The organism is Massilia sp. R2A-15 (assembly GCF_030704305.1).
GTDB lineage: Bacteria > Pseudomonadota > Gammaproteobacteria > Burkholderiales > Burkholderiaceae_D > JAFCUW01.
In genome coordinates this window covers 1201276-1215729 of the sequence record NZ_CP131935.1, presented here as the reverse complement: position 1 = coordinate 1215729, position 14454 = coordinate 1201276, and the positions used below count along the sequence as shown (strand labels likewise).

The window sequence follows — 14454 nt, the reverse complement described above, 5'->3', positions numbered from 1 at the left end:
CGGGGGCGCCGAGTCCCCATTTTGAAGTTAGTGCAAGCCAGCACAGTCGGCGGTCTTGATGGCGCGCGGCCTCGTCGCCGTCCCCGACGCTGCCAACTGGTCGAACGCAATCTGCTCGAGCGCGCCGATCTGCTCCGCCGTCATCCCCAGCTCGGTGCCGGCGCATTCCTTCGCCCCCAGCGAGCGCGGATCGACGCCGGTCACGCCGCCGAATATCGTCAGCGCTTCCAGGTAGTATCCATGAATGCTGGCGTGATAATGATCGTCGCCCCACAGGTCGACCTTGCCGGCGTCGATGCCGTCATACGGATTACCGTCCGCGAAGCCAGTCCTAATCGCCCTGCTCCACGCCTCGCCAACCGGGATGACACTCGCCCGTGCGCCGGCCGCAGCCTTGTCGTACGCGGCGCGCACATCGTTCGCCATCGCGTCGATCGGCTTGCCGTACCAGTGTCCGCTCTCCTGGTAGGTCTGGTCGGCCCGCGACCAGGTAGCCACCAGCTTCACTTTGACATCGGGGTTCGCCTTGCGCACCAGCTCCGTCATCTGCCCGACCGATTTGGCGAGCAGCGCGCCGTCGCCGGGACGCTTCTCGTCGAGCGTGCTGTAACTTTGCAGGACCACCGTCTGCCAACGCCGCGCGCGAAGCTCAGGAAGCCTGTGCTTGAGGTGCCAGTCGATGCCGGCCCCCGGCTGCGTTTCGAGGAAGACGTCGTAGTCCAGCCCCGCCTGCAGGGTGAACAGTTTGAACAGGGCCGGCACCCCGCCCGTCCCATTGCGATTGAGGTCGGTGACGAAGTTCGACTTGAACTGCATGATCGGCGTGCCCGCCGCGAACGTAAAGCTGTTGCCGACGAAGAGAATATTCTCGGCCAACGCGGGCGACGCCGCCAGGCAGCACGCCACGCCAAGCGACGCCAGCACTCGTCGTGCACGCGTCCACTGCGCGCCCTTGCCTTTTCCCGCCTCGACCATCGAGCTTTTCCTTTTCCAGAATCCGGCGGCTATTCGCGACCGCAATGCCGCCCGATTCTGGAATCGCCCTCGACAATTGTCAAGCCGCGGACTACACGAGCAAGCCGCGCAGCAGTTGGGCCAATGGCTTGACCACGTCGCCATCGGTCCAATAGGTCGTATGCGCCATCGGATTCCAGCTCTTCATGATCCAGTTAAGCGCGCCGCTGCCCGAATTGATCGGGCGGTCATCGACCAGCGCGCTGTATTCCGGCGAGAGCGGCCGCAGCGGCCAGCCGAGCACGTCGTCGGGATCGTAGAAGTTGATCCACCTGAAGGTCGGCAAACCGTTCGGCGGTTCGATCGGCGTGATGTTCCTGTGCGCCGACGCGAAGATCGGGATGTTGCAGCCGGTCGTCACCCACGCCATGCAGGTCTCGGCGCGCAGGAACGGCAGCGCCGCCGTCTCCACGCCGCCCAGCGCGTTGCGCGTGTGCTCGATGTCGCGCCAGATGCCGGCGTCGACGGTCAGTCCTTTCCTGAATTTCTGGCCATCGTAAATATAGTTCGACAGCACCTGGCATCCCAGCGACTGCGACAGGAACACGACGTGGCAGTCGCTGCCGCATTGCTGGTAGACGTCCAGCAAGGCGCGCGCAATTTCCCGCTGCGCCATCTCGTACACCGAATCGGCGTCCTCCTTGCGCGATTCCAGGCCGGCAGCGTCGCCGAAGCCGAATAGCAGGAACTTGCGCAGGTCATCGTAGTGCACCTTGGTTGTCATCTCCACCCGGTCCCACACCGCGGCTTCATTATCCTGTAACAGGTCCTGGTAAAAAACCGGACGAATGGTCAGGTCAAGGTAGCGGTCGCCAAGTTCGTGCTTTAACCTCGCTTTCAAGGGTTCGGCATAGTCCGACAGCGTCACTCCCATTCCGTGCACCGTGATCAAGGCAACCTTAGGCATGTCGATCTCCTTCGAATTGTGGATAGGATCATTATTCTGGTACAGATTTCGACCAAGAAACCATAAATTATTGTGTTTTCTATAATTTAATTAAGACAATAAACCCAATGCATTCGGGCTATTACCTCCTCTGGAAAAACATGATCGCCCCGTTCCGCACTACAATCGGACTCATCCAAAATCCGCAAGGCGCAGCATGCAAGCGATCATCTCAGTGAAGCAGCTTTCGAAGGTGTACGAGTCGGGCCACCAGGCGCTGAAGGCGGTCGACCTGGAGATCCGCCGCGGCGAAATCTTCGCCCTGCTCGGCCCGAACGGCGCTGGCAAGACCACCCTGATCAACACCATCTGCGGCATCGTCAATCCGAGCAGCGGCACCATCCTCGCCGACGGCCACGACGTCGTCCGCGACTACCGCGCCGCGCGCGCGAAGATCGGCCTGGTGCCGCAGGAGCTGGCTACCGACGCATTCGAAAGCGTGCGCGCCACGGTCAGCCTGTCGCGCGGGATCTTCGGCAAGCCGCCCAATCCCGCGCACATCGAAAAGCTGCTGCGCCAGCTGTCGCTGTGGGACAAGCGCGACGCGCGCATCATGACGCTGTCGGGCGGCATGAAACGGCGCGTGATGATCGCCAAGGCGCTGTCGCACGAGCCGCAGATCCTGTTCCTCGACGAGCCCACCGCCGGCGTCGATGTGGTCCTGCGGCGCGACATGTGGGACATGGTGCGCGGCCTGCGCGACCAGGGAGTGACGATCATCCTGACCACCCACTACATCGAGGAAGCCGAGGAAATGGCCGACCGCATCGGCGTGATCCGCAAGGGCGAGATCATCCTGGTCGAGGACAAGGCGGCGCTGATGCACAAGCTGGGCAAGAAGCAGCTGACCCTGCACCTGCAACGCCCGCTGGCCGAGATCCCCGCGGCGCTGGCCGGCCAGGCGCTGGCGCTGTCGGCCGACGGCAATGAGCTGGTCTACACCTTCGATGCGCAAAGCGAGCAGACCGGCATCGCGGAACTGTTCCGCCAGCTCGAAGCGCACGGCATCGACTTCAAGGACCTGCAGTCGAACCAAAGCTCGCTCGAAGACATTTTTGTGAATCTGGTGGAGGCGCACGCATGAACATCTACGCAATTCGCGCGCTGTACCAGTTCGAAATGGCGCGCACCTGGCGCACCCTCATGCAGAGCATTGCGTCGCCGGTCATCTCGACGTCGCTGTACTTCGTCGTGTTCGGCGCGGCGATCGGCTCGCGCATGGTGCAGGTCGATGGCGTGCGGTACGGCGCCTTCATCGTGCCTGGCCTGATCATGATGTCGCTAATGACGCAAAGCGTGGCCAACGCCTCGTTCGGCATCTACATGCCCAAGTTCTCCGGCACCATCTACGAAATACTGTCGGCGCCGATTTCCGCGCTGGAGATCGTGCTCGGCTACGTCGGCGCTGCGGCCAGCAAGTCGGTGATTCTCGGCGTGCTGATATTAATTACCGCGCGCTGCTTTGTCGACTTCGAGATCGTGCATCCGTTCTGGATGATGGTGTTCATGGTGCTGACGGCGATCGCCTTCAGCCTGCTCGGCTTCATCATCGGCATCTGGGCGGACGGCTTCGAGAAGGTCCAGATCGTGCCGATGCTGGTCATCACGCCGCTGTCGTTCTTGGGCGGAAGCTTCTACTCGATGAGCATGCTGCCGCCGTTCTGGCAGAAGGTGGCGCTGTTCAATCCGGTGGTGTATTTGATCAGCGGCTTCCGCTGGAGCTTTTATGGCGTGTCGGACGTGGGCGTGGCGCTCAGCGCCGGCATGGGCGTCGGCCTGCTGGCCGTGTGCATGGCCGCGATCTGGTGGATCTTCAAGACCGGCTACAAGCTGCGCGCCTGATACGGCCCCGGGGTCTGGTCCTGCGGAGCGACGGGGACGCCGAGTCCCCATTTTCTGTTCGCCCATAAAAAAAAGCTCGCCGAAGCGAGCTCTGTTCCAATGTATTACCAATGCTTTAATCAAGTCTCGAACGCCCATGCTATCTGCGTGGTGCGCCGGTGTGTAAATCGACCAACGTATCCGGAATTACAAACCCGTCCTTTTGCGACTGTCTACGAATCGCAGCATTACACATGCCGCTATCGAGGCGCAAAGCCCGGGGTATCATGGTGCGGTTCGCAAGCGGACTGCAGCACAACAAAACGAAGTGTAGCACAGTTTTTGTGCGGCGCAGCAAATTATTTCAGAAGGAGCTCACTGTGGCCGATGCGATCCTCGAATCCGTTTTGACCTGCCCGCATTGCGGCGCCAGCAAATCCGAAACCATGCCGACCGACGCCTGCCAGTTCTACTATGAGTGCACCGGCTGCGCGGCGCTGCTGCGGCCGAAAGCCGGCGACTGCTGCGTGTTCTGCTCCTACGGCACCGTCAAGTGCCGCCGATCCAGCTTCAGCGCGGCTGCTGCGGCACGGGGGTACGACCTTAATGCGGTTACGTAAGAATCGACAGCGCGCGCTTCATCGGGGTCTGGTCCTGCGGACCTGACCCCATGTTGAGAACTTCGGCGGCACCGAGAGCACACGGGTGTTTTTGGTACCGCAAAACCTTGTTTCGATAATTTGTGGCGAAATAAAAATGGGGTCAGGTCCGCAGGACCAGACCCCGATTCTGCGAGCAGCTCCAATGTTCACCTTAACTTAACGGCATTAGGGTCTGACGGGGACGCCGAGTTCCACGCCGGTCAGACCCGAACCACGTTACACCGGCGGCCGCGTCACCATCGGCTTCGGTTCCCCGCCCTCGCCATCGCGCCCCACCCGCTCGTATTCCGATATCACCTGCGCCCCCATCAGCAGCAAGGTCGCGCCGATCTCCAGCGAGAACATCACCACGATCGCCGTCGTCATCGAGCCGTACACCACGTTCACCTGCGACAGCGTGGTGAAGTACCACACCAGCACGTGGCGCGCGACTTCCCACAGCAGCGCCGCGGTGACGCCGCCGATCAGCGCGTGCTGCAGCGACAGCCGCCCGACCGGCATCACCAGGTAGATCGACGTCAGCACCAGGATCTCGCCGCTCAGCCCCAGCAGATACAGCATCACGCCCGACACTCCCTTGAGCGACCAGGTGGCGCCGAACAGGCGCACGCTCTCCTGCCCCATCACCTGCAGCGACCCGGCCACCAGCGTGACCAGCATCACGCCGGCGCCCAGCGCGACGATGTAGCAGTAAGGAAGCACCGCCGACACCAGGAAGTGCCGGCGCCGGATCGCGACCCGGTGGATGAAGATCACGCTCATCGCGTTCTCCAGCACCGTGAACGCGAGCGAACTGAAAAACACCATCGTCCCGCCCAGCACCCAGGTAATCAGGTCGCGGTTGTCGAGGAAGTGCGCCACCTCGGCGGCGATCGAGTTCGACTGGCTCGGCACCAGCCATTCGAGGTAGCGCTTGAGCGTGAGCAGCAGCTCGGCCTGGTCGATGAAGTGCGACAGGATCACCACCACCAGCATCAGGAACGGCACGATGGACAGCAAGGCGTAATAGGCTACCGCGCCGGCCAGCAGCAAGCCCTGGTTGGCGCGGAACGCCTTCAGCACCTGCAAGGTAAAGGCGAGCGGATGGGCGAGTATGTAGGCGTTGGCGCGGCGGTTGAGGATGTGGAGGTCGATGTGCGGCAGATGGACTGTCATTATTATTTTGCGAGCCTGATTCCGGTGAATTGCCAGCGTGCGCCGGCGGGGAAGAAGTTGCGGTAGGTCGCGCGCGAGTGGCCCGCAGGCGTCGCGCTCGAGGAACCGCGCAGCACATACTGGTTGAGCATGAACTTGCCATTGTATTCGCCCAGCGCGCCAGGCGCCGTCGCGTAGCCCGGGTACGGTGCGTAGCTGCTGCTGGTCCACTGCCAGCAATGGCCGAACATCTGGCGCAGCGCTTCGCCCTGGCCTTCGGCCAGCTCCCATTCGAACTCGGTCGGCAGCCGCGCGCCGCGCCAGTTGGCGTAGGCGTCGGCCTCGAACAGCGACACGCTGGTCACCGGCCGCGCGAGGTCGAGCGGGCGCAGGCCGTGCAAGGTGAACTCGCACCAGCGCCCTGCTTCGTCGCGCTGCCAGTACATCGGCTGCGCCAGCGCCAGCGCATTGACCTGGTCCCAGCCTTCGGACAGCCACAGCGCCGCATCGCGGTAGCCGCCGGCGTCAATGAAGGCGAGGTATTCGCCATTGGTCACCAGCCGGTCGGCGAGCGCGAAGGGCTCGACGAACTGGCGATGGCGCGGCAGCTCATTGTCGAAGCAGAAGCCGTCGCCCGCGTGGCCGATCTGCGCGACGCCGCCGGCGAAGTCGAGGAATCGCAGCGGCGTCGCCTCGGCCGGCGCCGGCGCCGCCAAGGTGTAGGCGGGATTGAGCGCATTTTGCGCCAGCAGGTGCTGCACGTCGGTGAGGATCAGCTCCTGGTGCTGCTGTTCGTGCTGCAGCCCGAGCTCGATCAGCGCCGCCAGCTGCGGGTTGTCGGCCTGCGCCGCCAGCAGGCGTCCGATCCGTTCGTCCACGTCGGCGCGGTAGGCGCGCACTTCGGCCATCGACGGCCGCGTCAGCAAGCCCCGCTTGGCGCGCGGATGGCGGTCGCCGATGCCGTTGTAGTAGGAGTTGAACAGGAAGCGGAACGTGGGATGGAAGGGCTGGAAGCGCTCCTCCATTTGTTCGAGGATGAAGGTCTCGAAGAACCAGGTGGTGTGCGCCAGGTGCCACTTGACGGGACTGGCGTCCGGCATCGACTGGGCACCGCAGTCTTCGTCCGACAGCGGTGCTGCCAGCGCCTCCGATCGCTTGCGCACGCTCTCGAAGCGGCGGCGGCAGGTGAAATCGTCGGACGGTTTCATGGCTCAGGGCGCGATCGCGCGCGCGTGGATGACGGCGAACCAGCCGGCCGGGTCGGTCCAGACGCCGGTGGCCTGGAAGCCCGCCTGTTCCAGCAGCCCGACCGCTGCGCTTTGCCGGTATTTATAGCTGTTCTCGGTGTGGATCCGCGCGCCGGCGCGGAAGGCGCGCTGGCCGCCGCGCCAGTTCACGGTAAGGTCCTCGCGCGCTTCGAGGTGCATTTCGATGCGGCTTTCAAGCGCGTTGTACCGGCCGCTGTGGCGCCACTGGCGCACGTCGAAGTCGGCGCCGGCCAGGTGGTTCACGTGGCGCAGGATATTGAGGTTGAAGGCGGCCGTGACGCCGAGCGCATCGTCGTAGGCGGCGTCCAGCGTGGCGCTGTCCTTCACCAGGTCGATCCCGATCAGCAATGCGCCGTCGTCGTCGCACTGGGCACGCGCGCGGCGCAGGAAGGCGCCCGCCTGGCCGGGCGTGAAATTGCCGATCGACGAACCCGGGTAGAAGAACAGGCGCTTCTCGCGCCGCACCACACCAGGCAGATCGAGCGCGTTCGAAAAATCGAGCCCCAGCGCGGTCATTTCGATGTGGGGAAACCGCTGGTGCAGGCGTTCTAGCGACTCGCGCACGAAGTCGGCCGAGATGTCGATGGCGACGTACTGGGCCGGATGCAGCAGCGGGAACAGGCTGGCGGCCTTGGCGCAGTTGCCGGCGCCAAGGTCGATCAGGGTGCGGCCGGGGCCGACCTCGCGCGCCATCGCGGCGCCGTGGCGCGCAAAGATGGACGCCTCGGTGCGGGTCGGATAGTACTCGGGCAGTTCGCAGATCGCCTCGAACAGGCGCGACCCAAGCGCGTCGTACAGGAACTTGGGCGAGATGCACGGATGGCTGGCGCGCAGACCGGCATCGAGTTCGGCCAGCACGGCGGCGCCGGCGTGAGGGTGATGCGATTCGGTCGGTGAAGACGTCGACATAGGCTTTTCATTGGCACCACAGCGGCGCAGTAATCGTGCAGGCTGAATAGGATGTCACTGTTTTTGTTATGATATCTGAATATCCAAATTGTCAGCTTCATGCCTATTCGAATCGGATCGCACCACGGCGGCTGACTCCATTCAACTTCCCGACAGAAAGGGCTTATGAGCCAATTTTCCGCAATCCGCACCCTGAAGACGATCCTGGGCGCGACCGCCGCCGCCGGCCTGATGTTCGCATCCACGCACGCCGCCGCGCAAAATACGCCCGGTGTGCTGCGCGTGTCGGCGATCCCGGACGAGAACCCGACCGAACTGCAGCGCAAGTTCAAGCCGCTCGGAGACTACCTGGCCAAGCAGACGGGCCTGAAGGTCGAGTTCACCCCGGTGACGGATTACGCGGCGTCGGTCGAAGGCCTGATCAACAAGAAGATCGACATGGTCTGGTTCGGCGGCTTCACCTTCGTGCAGGCCAACGTGCGCAGCAAGGGCATGGTCACGCCGCTGGTGCAGCGCGCCGAAGACGAAAAATTCCGCTCGGTGTTCGTCACCACCCACAAGGACATCAACAAGCTCGAAGACCTGAAGGGCAAGACGCTGTCGTTCGGCTCCGAGTCGTCCACCTCGGGCCACCTGATGCCGCGCTCCTACCTGCTGGCCGCGAAGATCAATCCGGACACCGACCTGAAACGCATCGCGTTCTCTGGCGCGCACGACGCGACGGTGGCGTCGGTTGCCGGCGGCAAGGTCGATGCGGGCGCGCTGAACATCTCGGTATGGGAAAAGCTGGTCGCCGAGCACAAGGTCGATCCGTCGGTGGTGCGCGTGTTCTACACCACGCCCGGCTACTACGACTACAACTGGAGCGTGCGCTCGGACATGAACCCGGCGCTGAAGAAAAAGATCACCGACGCCTTCCTCGCGCTGGACAAGTCCACGCCTGAAGGCAAGGAGATCCTCGAGCTGCAGCGCGCCAGCAAGTTCATTCCGACCAAGGCCGAGAACTACACCGCGATCGAGGCGGCCGCCCACAACGCGGGCCTGCTGAAGTAATCGCGATGACCTACCTGCTCGACAAGCTGACAGTGCGCCATCTAGGGGCCAGAACTGGCGCCGCCGCGCTGCACGACATCGACCTGCGGATTGCGCAGGGCGAGCAGCTGGCCGTGATCGGACCGTCGGGCGCCGGCAAGACGACCTTGCTGGCCACCCTGGCCTGCGCGCAGCGGCCTGCCGGCGGCACGTTCGAGGCGTTCGGGCAGGATCCGTGGACGCTGACCGACGAACAGCGCCATCGCCTGCGCGCGCGCCTGTGCCTGGCGCCGCAGACGCCGCCGCTGCCGCCGCGCCAGCGCGTGGTGACCGCGGTGTTGGCCGCGCGCCTGCCGCAGTGGTCCTTGTGGCAGGCCCTCGCCTCGCTGGTGAAACCGGCCGATCCCGAAGCCGCCTGGGGCGCGCTGCAGCGCTTCGGCCTGGGCGACAAGCTGTATGCGCGGGTGGACCGGCTGTCGGGCGGCGAGCGCCAGCGCTGCGGCCTGGCGCGCCTGCTGCTGTCGTCGGCGCACGCCTTCCTGGTCGACGAGCCGCTATCGGCGCTCGACCCGGCGCTGTCGCAACTGACGCTGTCGACGCTGCAGCAGGAGGCCGCGACTCGCAACGCCACGCTGATCTGCAGCCTGCACCAGGTGGACATCGCGCGCGCCCATTTCGCCCGCATCGTCGGCTTGCGCGAAGGCCGCATCGTGTTCGACGCGCCGCGCGAACAGGTGACCGACGCGATGATCGATGCGCTGTATCAGAACGAATCGATGACGCCGCACCCGCCGGTGTTTCACGAATCCCCAGACCGCATCGCCGTCGGCGCCTGCTTCTGAATCCATGACGACCGACTCACGCATGCCGGCCGATCCGGCCTGGCGCACCCGCGTCACCGCCACCATCGTCTGCCTGGCGCTGCTGTGGCCCGCGCTGGTGTTCAGCGAATTCAAGCCCTGGCTGCTGTTCGACATGCAAAGCCTGGTGGCGGCGGGCCGCTTCCTGGAAGGCTTCCTGCATCCGGCCCACTCGCTCGAATTCCTCCAGATGGTGCTGCGCGAAACGTGGCAGACCGTCGCCATCGCCACCGCCGGCCTGACCCTCGCGCTGCTGGGCGCCATTCCCGCCACGCTGGTCGTCACCGAGCGGCTGTCGATCTCGCGTCTTGGCACCGGCCGCATGCGCCTGTCGTCGAAGCTGGTGCGCCAGTGCGTGCGCTGGATCCTGGTGCTGCTGCGCAGCGTGCCGGAACTGGTATGGGCGCTGCTGTTCGTGCGCGTCGTTGGCCTGGGCCCCACCGCCGGCGTGCTGGCCATCGCGCTCACCTACTGCGGCATGCTGGGCAAGGTGTATGCCGAAATCCTCGAGTCGTCCGACGCCCACGCCACCGACATCCTGCTGGCCAACGGCGCCGGGCGCTTGCCCGCCCTGTTCTACGGCGCGCTGCCGTCGTCCGCCTCCGAACTGGTGTCGTACACCGTGTACCGCTGGGAGTGCGCGATCCGCGGATCGGCCGTGATGGGTTTTGTGGGCGCCGGCGGCCTTGGCCAGCGCATGGACGAATCGACGCGCATGATGGCCGGCGGCGAGGTCTCGACCATGCTGATCGTGTTCGTGCTGCTGGTGGCGCTGGCCGACGTGGTGTCGAAGCTGCTGCGCAGGAGGCTCGGATGATGCCCGCCCCCCCGCGCCGGCGGCTGTCGACCTGGCTGCTGATGCTGGCACTGGCCGCGCTGGTCGCCGCCAGCTTCGCGTCGCTGCCGCTGCAGTTCGCGGCGTTCTTCAGCGCCGAGGCGGCCTCCACCACCGCCGAATTCCTGAGGGGCTTCGCGCCGCCCGAACTGGCCGCGCCGTTCCTGATGAAGTGCCTGAACGCGACCGCCGAGACCTTGTCGATGTCGGCGCTCGGCACCCTGCTCGCGGTGATCGGCGGCCTGGCGCTGGCCTTGCCGGCGGCGGGCCGCTTCGGCCGCGTGCCGCGCGGCGCCACCCGCACCATCCTCAACATCCTGCGCTCGATCCCGGAACTGGTGTGGGCGTCGCTGCTGCTGGTGGCCGCCGGCCTCGGGCCGCTCGCCGGCACCCTGGCGCTGGCCGCGCACACCAGCGGCGTGCTCGGACGGCTGTTCGCCGACGCGCTGGAAAACGCCGAACCGCTGCCGCACCAGACGCTGCTGACCAACGGCGCGGCGCCGATGGCGGCCTTCTTCTATGCGACCTTGCCGCAGGCGCTGCCGCAGATGCTCTCGTACACCCTGTACCGCTGGGAGAACAACATCCGCGCCGCAGCCGTGCTGGGCGTGGTCGGCGCCGGTGGACTCGGCCAGATGCTCAAGTACCACCTGTCGCTGTTCCAGATGCAGAACGCGGCCACCGTCATCATCTGCATGCTGCTGCTGGTGGCGATGGTCGACGCGGCCAGCTTCGCGCTGCGCCGCTTGCTCACGCGCTGACCGCCATGCTCGAACTGCGCGCCATCTCCAAGTCCTACGGCGGGCGGCGCGTGCTCGAAGGCGTCTCGCACCACTTCAAGGCCGGCGAGTTCGTCGCCATCATGGGCGAATCGGGGGTCGGAAAATCGACCTTGCTGAACCTGATCGCCGGCCTCGATGTCCTGGACGAAGGCGATGTGATCGTCGATGGCCGGCCGATCTCGAAGCTGGACGACGACGCCGCCACGCGCCTGCGCCGCGCGCGCATGGGATTCATCTTCCAGGCCTTCCACGTGCTGCCGCACCTGACGCTGGAACAGAACGTGGCGCTGCCGCTTCTGTTAAACCGGATGCCCGCCGACCGCGCCGGCCAGATGCTGGCGGCGGTCGGACTGGCCGGCCGCGGCGCCGATTTTCCGCGCCAGTTGTCGGGCGGGGAAATGCAGCGCGTGGCCATCGCGCGCGCGCTGGCGCACCGCCCCGCGCTGGTGCTGGCAGACGAGCCCACCGGCAATCTGGACCCCGAAACCGCGGCCAGCGTACTGGCGCTCCTGCGCGCCGAAATCAAGGCCAACGGCGCCAGCGCCATCATGGTGACGCACTCGCGCGCCGCCGCTGAACAGGCAGACGAAATACTCATATTGTCACGCACCGGCCTGGCCGCGCTGTCGCCTAAACACATCTAAATACGGCTTTCCTTGCCGATATTTTCAAGCAATACTGGCAAATCACTACGGCCGTAGTATTATCACAACTAACCCAATCTGCATAAAATATCTCCAATTGTCACAGTTGGGTTGCTATAATTACACAATAGACTCGCCCCCAACTCGTGCACATTGTGGAGGACAAGATGAACGTACGGCAAAAGAAACAGGAAATGATCGAGGCGATGAACCGCGCCCGGGCGCTGGAGCCTTCGAGCTTTGTGCCGAACAAGCTGCTCGATACGCTGATCGAAAAGCTGAATCTGAAAAATGACGCGGAACTGTGCCGGGTGCTCGAGGTGCAGCCGCCCATCGTCAGCAAGATCCGGCACCGCAAACTGGCCGTTGGCGCGACCATTTTGCTGCGCATGCACGAGAAGTCGGACATGAGCATCCGCGACCTCAAAGAGCTCGCCAATACGATGCACTGAAAATCTGCCGTACCTGCGGGCAGGTACGGCGCTCAAGCCGTCAGGCCTTCTTCGGCCGTCCTGTTTTCAATTGGGGCAGGCTGGCCAGCACATTTTGCAAGGTCGCCATGTCCATCTGGCCAATCAGCGCGACGCCGATCCGCAGCAATTCGCTTTTCTTGATCTCGAACCCCGCCTTCAGGCACGCCTTCTTCACCAGCCCAAGCTGTTCGTACTCGTGCTCGGGCATCGTAAAGCTGTCGCGCACCAGCCGGGTCTTGCGCGCCTTCTCGCGCGCCGCTTCCGGCGCCGCCGTCTTCGCCACTTTCTTCGCCGGAGCCTTCTTCGCCGCGGGCTTGGCAGCAGCCTTCTTTACCGCGGGCTTCGCGGCTGGCTTGGCGACAGGTTTGGCGGCTGGCTTTGCGGCCGGCTTTGCGGCGGCTTTCGCGGCGGGCTTTTTCGCCGCGGCCTTGGCGGCAGGCCTGGCAGCTGCGGTGGTTGTTGTTTTTTTTGCGGCTGCTGGTTTGCGCATCGCTCGCTCCTGTTGTTAATTATTTATACAATATAGTCGATTATGCAGTTTTGCGCATAATTTCAGCCTCCTCAGGCGCTGGTCTTGAGGCTGAAGTCCACACCGACCTCGTCCCACCACTCCTGCTCTTTCTCGATCCAGTACGACACGGTCGGATGGTGCGCCACCCAGCCCTTCTTGATTTCGAGCTCGATCTTGTTTTTCATACGCAGTTTGAGTTCGCTGAAATCGGCCTCGATGCGCGCGTGCATCAAGAGGATCGCCAGGCGCAGCGCCAGCACGGCCTTGGCGAAATCCGGTTCGGCCAGCGCGTCGCCGATCTTGCGCAGGTTGCCCTTCTGCGCCACGATCAGCCTGGCCATCGCCTTCTGCTCGCGCGCGGTGAAGCCCGGCAGGTCGGCGTTTTCGATCATGTAGGCGGCGTGCTTGTGGTAGCCGGTCTGCGACACCACCATCCCCATCTCGTGCAGCTGGGCGCTCCATGCCAGCAGCTTGGTGTAGGCGTCGCTCGCCGGCTTGAGCTGGGCGTACAGCGCGGCCGCTTCGAGCGCCACGCGGCTCGCGCGCGCCGGCTCGCAGTGGAATTTCGCGGCCAGAACGCGCACCGATTCCTCGCGCCGGTCGCGGTGCATCGAGCGCGCGTACAGGTCCCACATCACGCCCATGCGCAGCCCCGCCTCGACCGGGGTCAGGACCTCGATGTCCAGTTCGACGAACAGCGCGATCAGGATGGCCAGCCCGCCGACGATGGTGCTGGCGCGGTCCGGGCGCAGCCCCTGCAGGTCGATCTTGGCGACCGTGCCGAAGGCGATGAAGCGGCGTTTGAGCGCATCGAGCGAGGCCGGCGTCATGCGGCCGTCGCCGATCTTGTTGCGCTCGATGATCTCGGCGATCGCGCGGATGGTGCCGGAGGAGCCGTAGGCGTTGCGCCAGTTCCCGCGGTGATAAGGCGGCGCGCCGTCCTCGAAGTGGCTGCGCGCCGACAGGACCGCCGCCTCGAACGAGCCGGGGTCGATGATCCCGCCGGTAAAGAACGACAGGCTTTGCTTGACGGTGCCGACGCTGAACGATTCGACCCGTTCGATATCGAGCCCGCGTCCCAGTATGAGCTCGGTCGAGCCGCCTCCGATGTCGAGCACGAGGCGCCGTTCCCCCGGCGTGGCGAGCGCATTGGCCACGCCCATGTAGATCAGGCGGCCCTCCTCCTCGCCGGAGATGATTTCGATCGGGTAGCCGATGGCTTTTTCGGCGGCCGGCAGGAAGGTGCCGGCATTGCGCGCCAAGCGCAGCGCGGCGGTGCCGACCACGCGCACGGCGTCGAGCCGGTAACCCGACAGGGTGGCGCGAAAGGTCTGCAGGCAGGCCAGCGCGGATTTCATCGCCGCCTCGGTCAGGTTATTGGATTTGTCGAGTCCCGCGCCGAGGCGGATCGGTTCGCGCATGCTCTTGACGACGCGGATCGCATCGCCGTCATGCTTGCCGATGTGCAGGCGAAAACTGTTGGAACCAAGATCGACGGCAGCATACATACCAGCTTCTTCCTCATACGGTGTCATGGCGGCTCCAGCGCTGAAAATCGTACCA

The 14454-nt window shown here is 64.6% G+C and carries 15 protein-coding genes and 1 pseudogene; 9 read left to right on the top strand and 7 right to left on the bottom strand.

What is annotated here, in order from left to right; translation table 11 throughout:
* Nucleotides 1–27: 27 nt before the first annotated feature.
* A complete protein-coding gene (locus tag Q4S45_RS05550) occupies nt 28–1020 on the bottom strand; it encodes a PEP-CTERM sorting domain-containing protein (protein ID WP_305509904.1) in 993 nt (330 codons plus the stop codon).
* Between the two features lie 46 nt (nt 1021–1066).
* Nucleotides 1067–1921, bottom strand: a complete 855-nt coding sequence (locus tag Q4S45_RS05545; protein WP_305509902.1) for a hypothetical protein — start codon at nt 1919–1921, stop codon at nt 1067–1069.
* A gap of 196 nt (nt 1922–2117) precedes the next feature.
* On the opposite strand from Q4S45_RS05545, the gene Q4S45_RS05540 reads away from it, so the two are divergent.
* From Q4S45_RS05540 to Q4S45_RS05530, 3 genes and pseudogenes are all read left to right on the top strand, one after another.
* Entirely contained in the window at nt 2118–3044 is a 927-nt protein-coding gene (locus Q4S45_RS05540) for an ABC transporter ATP-binding protein (RefSeq protein WP_305509901.1), read from the top strand.
* Complete coding sequence (locus tag Q4S45_RS05535; protein ID WP_305509900.1) at nt 3041–3802, top strand: ABC transporter permease; 762 nt, start codon at nt 3041–3043, stop codon at nt 3800–3802. Before Q4S45_RS05540 ends, Q4S45_RS05535 begins: the two co-directional genes overlap by 4 nt.
* 359 nt (nt 3803–4161) lie before the next feature.
* Nucleotides 4162–4388 (top strand): annotated as a pseudogene (locus tag Q4S45_RS05530) (GDCCVxC domain-containing (seleno)protein).
* 271 nt (nt 4389–4659) lie between these two features.
* On the opposite strand, the gene Q4S45_RS05525 reads toward Q4S45_RS05530, so the two are convergent.
* The 3 genes from Q4S45_RS05525 to egtD are packed head-to-tail and all read right to left on the bottom strand — an operon-like array spanning nt 4660 to nt 7754.
* Nucleotides 4660–5598, bottom strand: coding sequence for a YihY/virulence factor BrkB family protein (locus Q4S45_RS05525; RefSeq protein ID WP_305509898.1), 939 nt, complete (start codon nt 5596–5598; stop codon nt 4660–4662).
* A 2-nt stretch (nt 5599–5600) separates the two neighbouring features.
* The gene (gene egtB / locus Q4S45_RS05520) at nt 5601–6785 is read right to left on the bottom strand and encodes an ergothioneine biosynthesis protein EgtB (RefSeq protein ID WP_305509896.1); all 1185 of its coding nucleotides are present in this window, start codon (nt 6783–6785) and stop codon (nt 5601–5603) included.
* A 3-nt stretch (nt 6786–6788) separates the two neighbouring features.
* Nucleotides 6789–7754 (bottom strand): L-histidine N(alpha)-methyltransferase, encoded by a 966-nt coding sequence (gene egtD, locus Q4S45_RS05515; protein ID WP_305509895.1) that lies wholly within the window; start codon nt 7752–7754, stop codon nt 6789–6791.
* 165 nt (nt 7755–7919) lie between these two features.
* On the opposite strand from egtD, the gene Q4S45_RS05510 reads away from it, so the two are divergent.
* The 6 genes from Q4S45_RS05510 (at nt 7920) to Q4S45_RS05485 (ending at nt 12359) form a co-directional block, all read left to right on the top strand.
* Nucleotides 7920–8807, top strand: coding sequence for a putative selenate ABC transporter substrate-binding protein (locus Q4S45_RS05510; protein WP_305509893.1), 888 nt, complete (start codon nt 7920–7922; stop codon nt 8805–8807).
* A gap of 5 nt (nt 8808–8812) precedes the next feature.
* On the top strand, nt 8813–9628 hold the full coding sequence (locus tag Q4S45_RS05505) for a phosphonate ABC transporter ATP-binding protein (RefSeq protein WP_305509891.1): 816 nt from the start codon (nt 8813–8815) through the stop codon (nt 9626–9628).
* A gap of 4 nt (nt 9629–9632) precedes the next feature.
* Nucleotides 9633–10463: an ABC transporter permease gene (locus Q4S45_RS05500; RefSeq protein WP_305509890.1), complete on the top strand. Its 831-nt coding sequence runs from the start codon at nt 9633–9635 to the stop codon at nt 10461–10463.
* On the top strand, nt 10460–11242 hold the full coding sequence (phnE, locus tag Q4S45_RS05495) for a phosphonate ABC transporter, permease protein PhnE (RefSeq protein ID WP_374046080.1): 783 nt from the start codon (nt 10460–10462) through the stop codon (nt 11240–11242). Before Q4S45_RS05500 ends, phnE begins: the two co-directional genes overlap by 4 nt.
* A 5-nt stretch (nt 11243–11247) precedes the next feature.
* Nucleotides 11248–11907: an ABC transporter ATP-binding protein gene (locus Q4S45_RS05490; protein ID WP_305509888.1), complete on the top strand. Its 660-nt coding sequence runs from the start codon at nt 11248–11250 to the stop codon at nt 11905–11907.
* Between the two features lie 167 nt (nt 11908–12074).
* On the top strand, nt 12075–12359 hold the full coding sequence (locus tag Q4S45_RS05485; RefSeq protein WP_305509886.1) for a hypothetical protein: 285 nt from the start codon (nt 12075–12077) through the stop codon (nt 12357–12359).
* A gap of 40 nt (nt 12360–12399) precedes the next feature.
* Here the strand turns inward: Q4S45_RS05485 and Q4S45_RS05480 are convergent, their stop codons facing one another.
* Both Q4S45_RS05480 and Q4S45_RS05475 read right to left on the bottom strand, forming a co-directional pair.
* Entirely contained in the window at nt 12400–12870 is a 471-nt protein-coding gene (locus tag Q4S45_RS05480) for a hypothetical protein (RefSeq protein WP_305509884.1), read from the bottom strand.
* Between the two features lie 71 nt (nt 12871–12941).
* A complete protein-coding gene (locus Q4S45_RS05475) occupies nt 12942–14399 on the bottom strand; it encodes a Ppx/GppA phosphatase family protein (protein ID WP_305512056.1) in 1458 nt (485 codons plus the stop codon).
* Between the last annotated feature and the right edge of the window lie 55 nt (nt 14400–14454).

Bases quoted from the DNA above. Each gene is read 5' to 3' on its own strand.
- Q4S45_RS05545 (WP_305509902.1), bottom strand. From the start codon at position 1,921: ATGCCTAAGGTTGCCTTGATCACGGTGCACGGAATGGGAGTGACGCTG.
- Q4S45_RS05540 (WP_305509901.1), top strand. From the start codon at position 2,118: ATGCAAGCGATCATCTCAGTGAAGCAGCTTTCGAAGGTGTACGAGTCG.
- Q4S45_RS05535 (WP_305509900.1), top strand. From the start codon at position 3,041: ATGAACATCTACGCAATTCGCGCGCTGTACCAGTTCGAAATGGCGCGC.
- Q4S45_RS05525 (WP_305509898.1), bottom strand. From the start codon at position 5,598: ATGACAGTCCATCTGCCGCACATCGACCTCCACATCCTCAACCGCCGC.
- egtB (WP_305509896.1), bottom strand. From the start codon at position 6,785: ATGAAACCGTCCGACGATTTCACCTGCCGCCGCCGCTTCGAGAGCGTG.
- egtD (WP_305509895.1), bottom strand. From the start codon at position 7,754: ATGTCGACGTCTTCACCGACCGAATCGCATCACCCTCACGCCGGCGCC.
- Q4S45_RS05510 (WP_305509893.1), top strand. From the start codon at position 7,920: ATGAGCCAATTTTCCGCAATCCGCACCCTGAAGACGATCCTGGGCGCG.
- Q4S45_RS05505 (WP_305509891.1), top strand. From the start codon at position 8,813: ATGACCTACCTGCTCGACAAGCTGACAGTGCGCCATCTAGGGGCCAGA.
- Q4S45_RS05500 (WP_305509890.1), top strand. From the start codon at position 9,633: ATGACGACCGACTCACGCATGCCGGCCGATCCGGCCTGGCGCACCCGC.
- phnE (WP_374046080.1), top strand. From the start codon at position 10,460: ATGATGCCCGCCCCCCCGCGCCGGCGGCTGTCGACCTGGCTGCTGATG.
- Q4S45_RS05490 (WP_305509888.1), top strand. From the start codon at position 11,248: ATGCTCGAACTGCGCGCCATCTCCAAGTCCTACGGCGGGCGGCGCGTG.
- Q4S45_RS05485 (WP_305509886.1), top strand. From the start codon at position 12,075: ATGAACGTACGGCAAAAGAAACAGGAAATGATCGAGGCGATGAACCGC.
- Q4S45_RS05480 (WP_305509884.1), bottom strand. From the start codon at position 12,870: ATGCGCAAACCAGCAGCCGCAAAAAAAACAACAACCACCGCAGCTGCC.
- Q4S45_RS05475 (WP_305512056.1), bottom strand. From the start codon at position 14,399: ATGTATGCTGCCGTCGATCTTGGTTCCAACAGTTTTCGCCTGCACATC.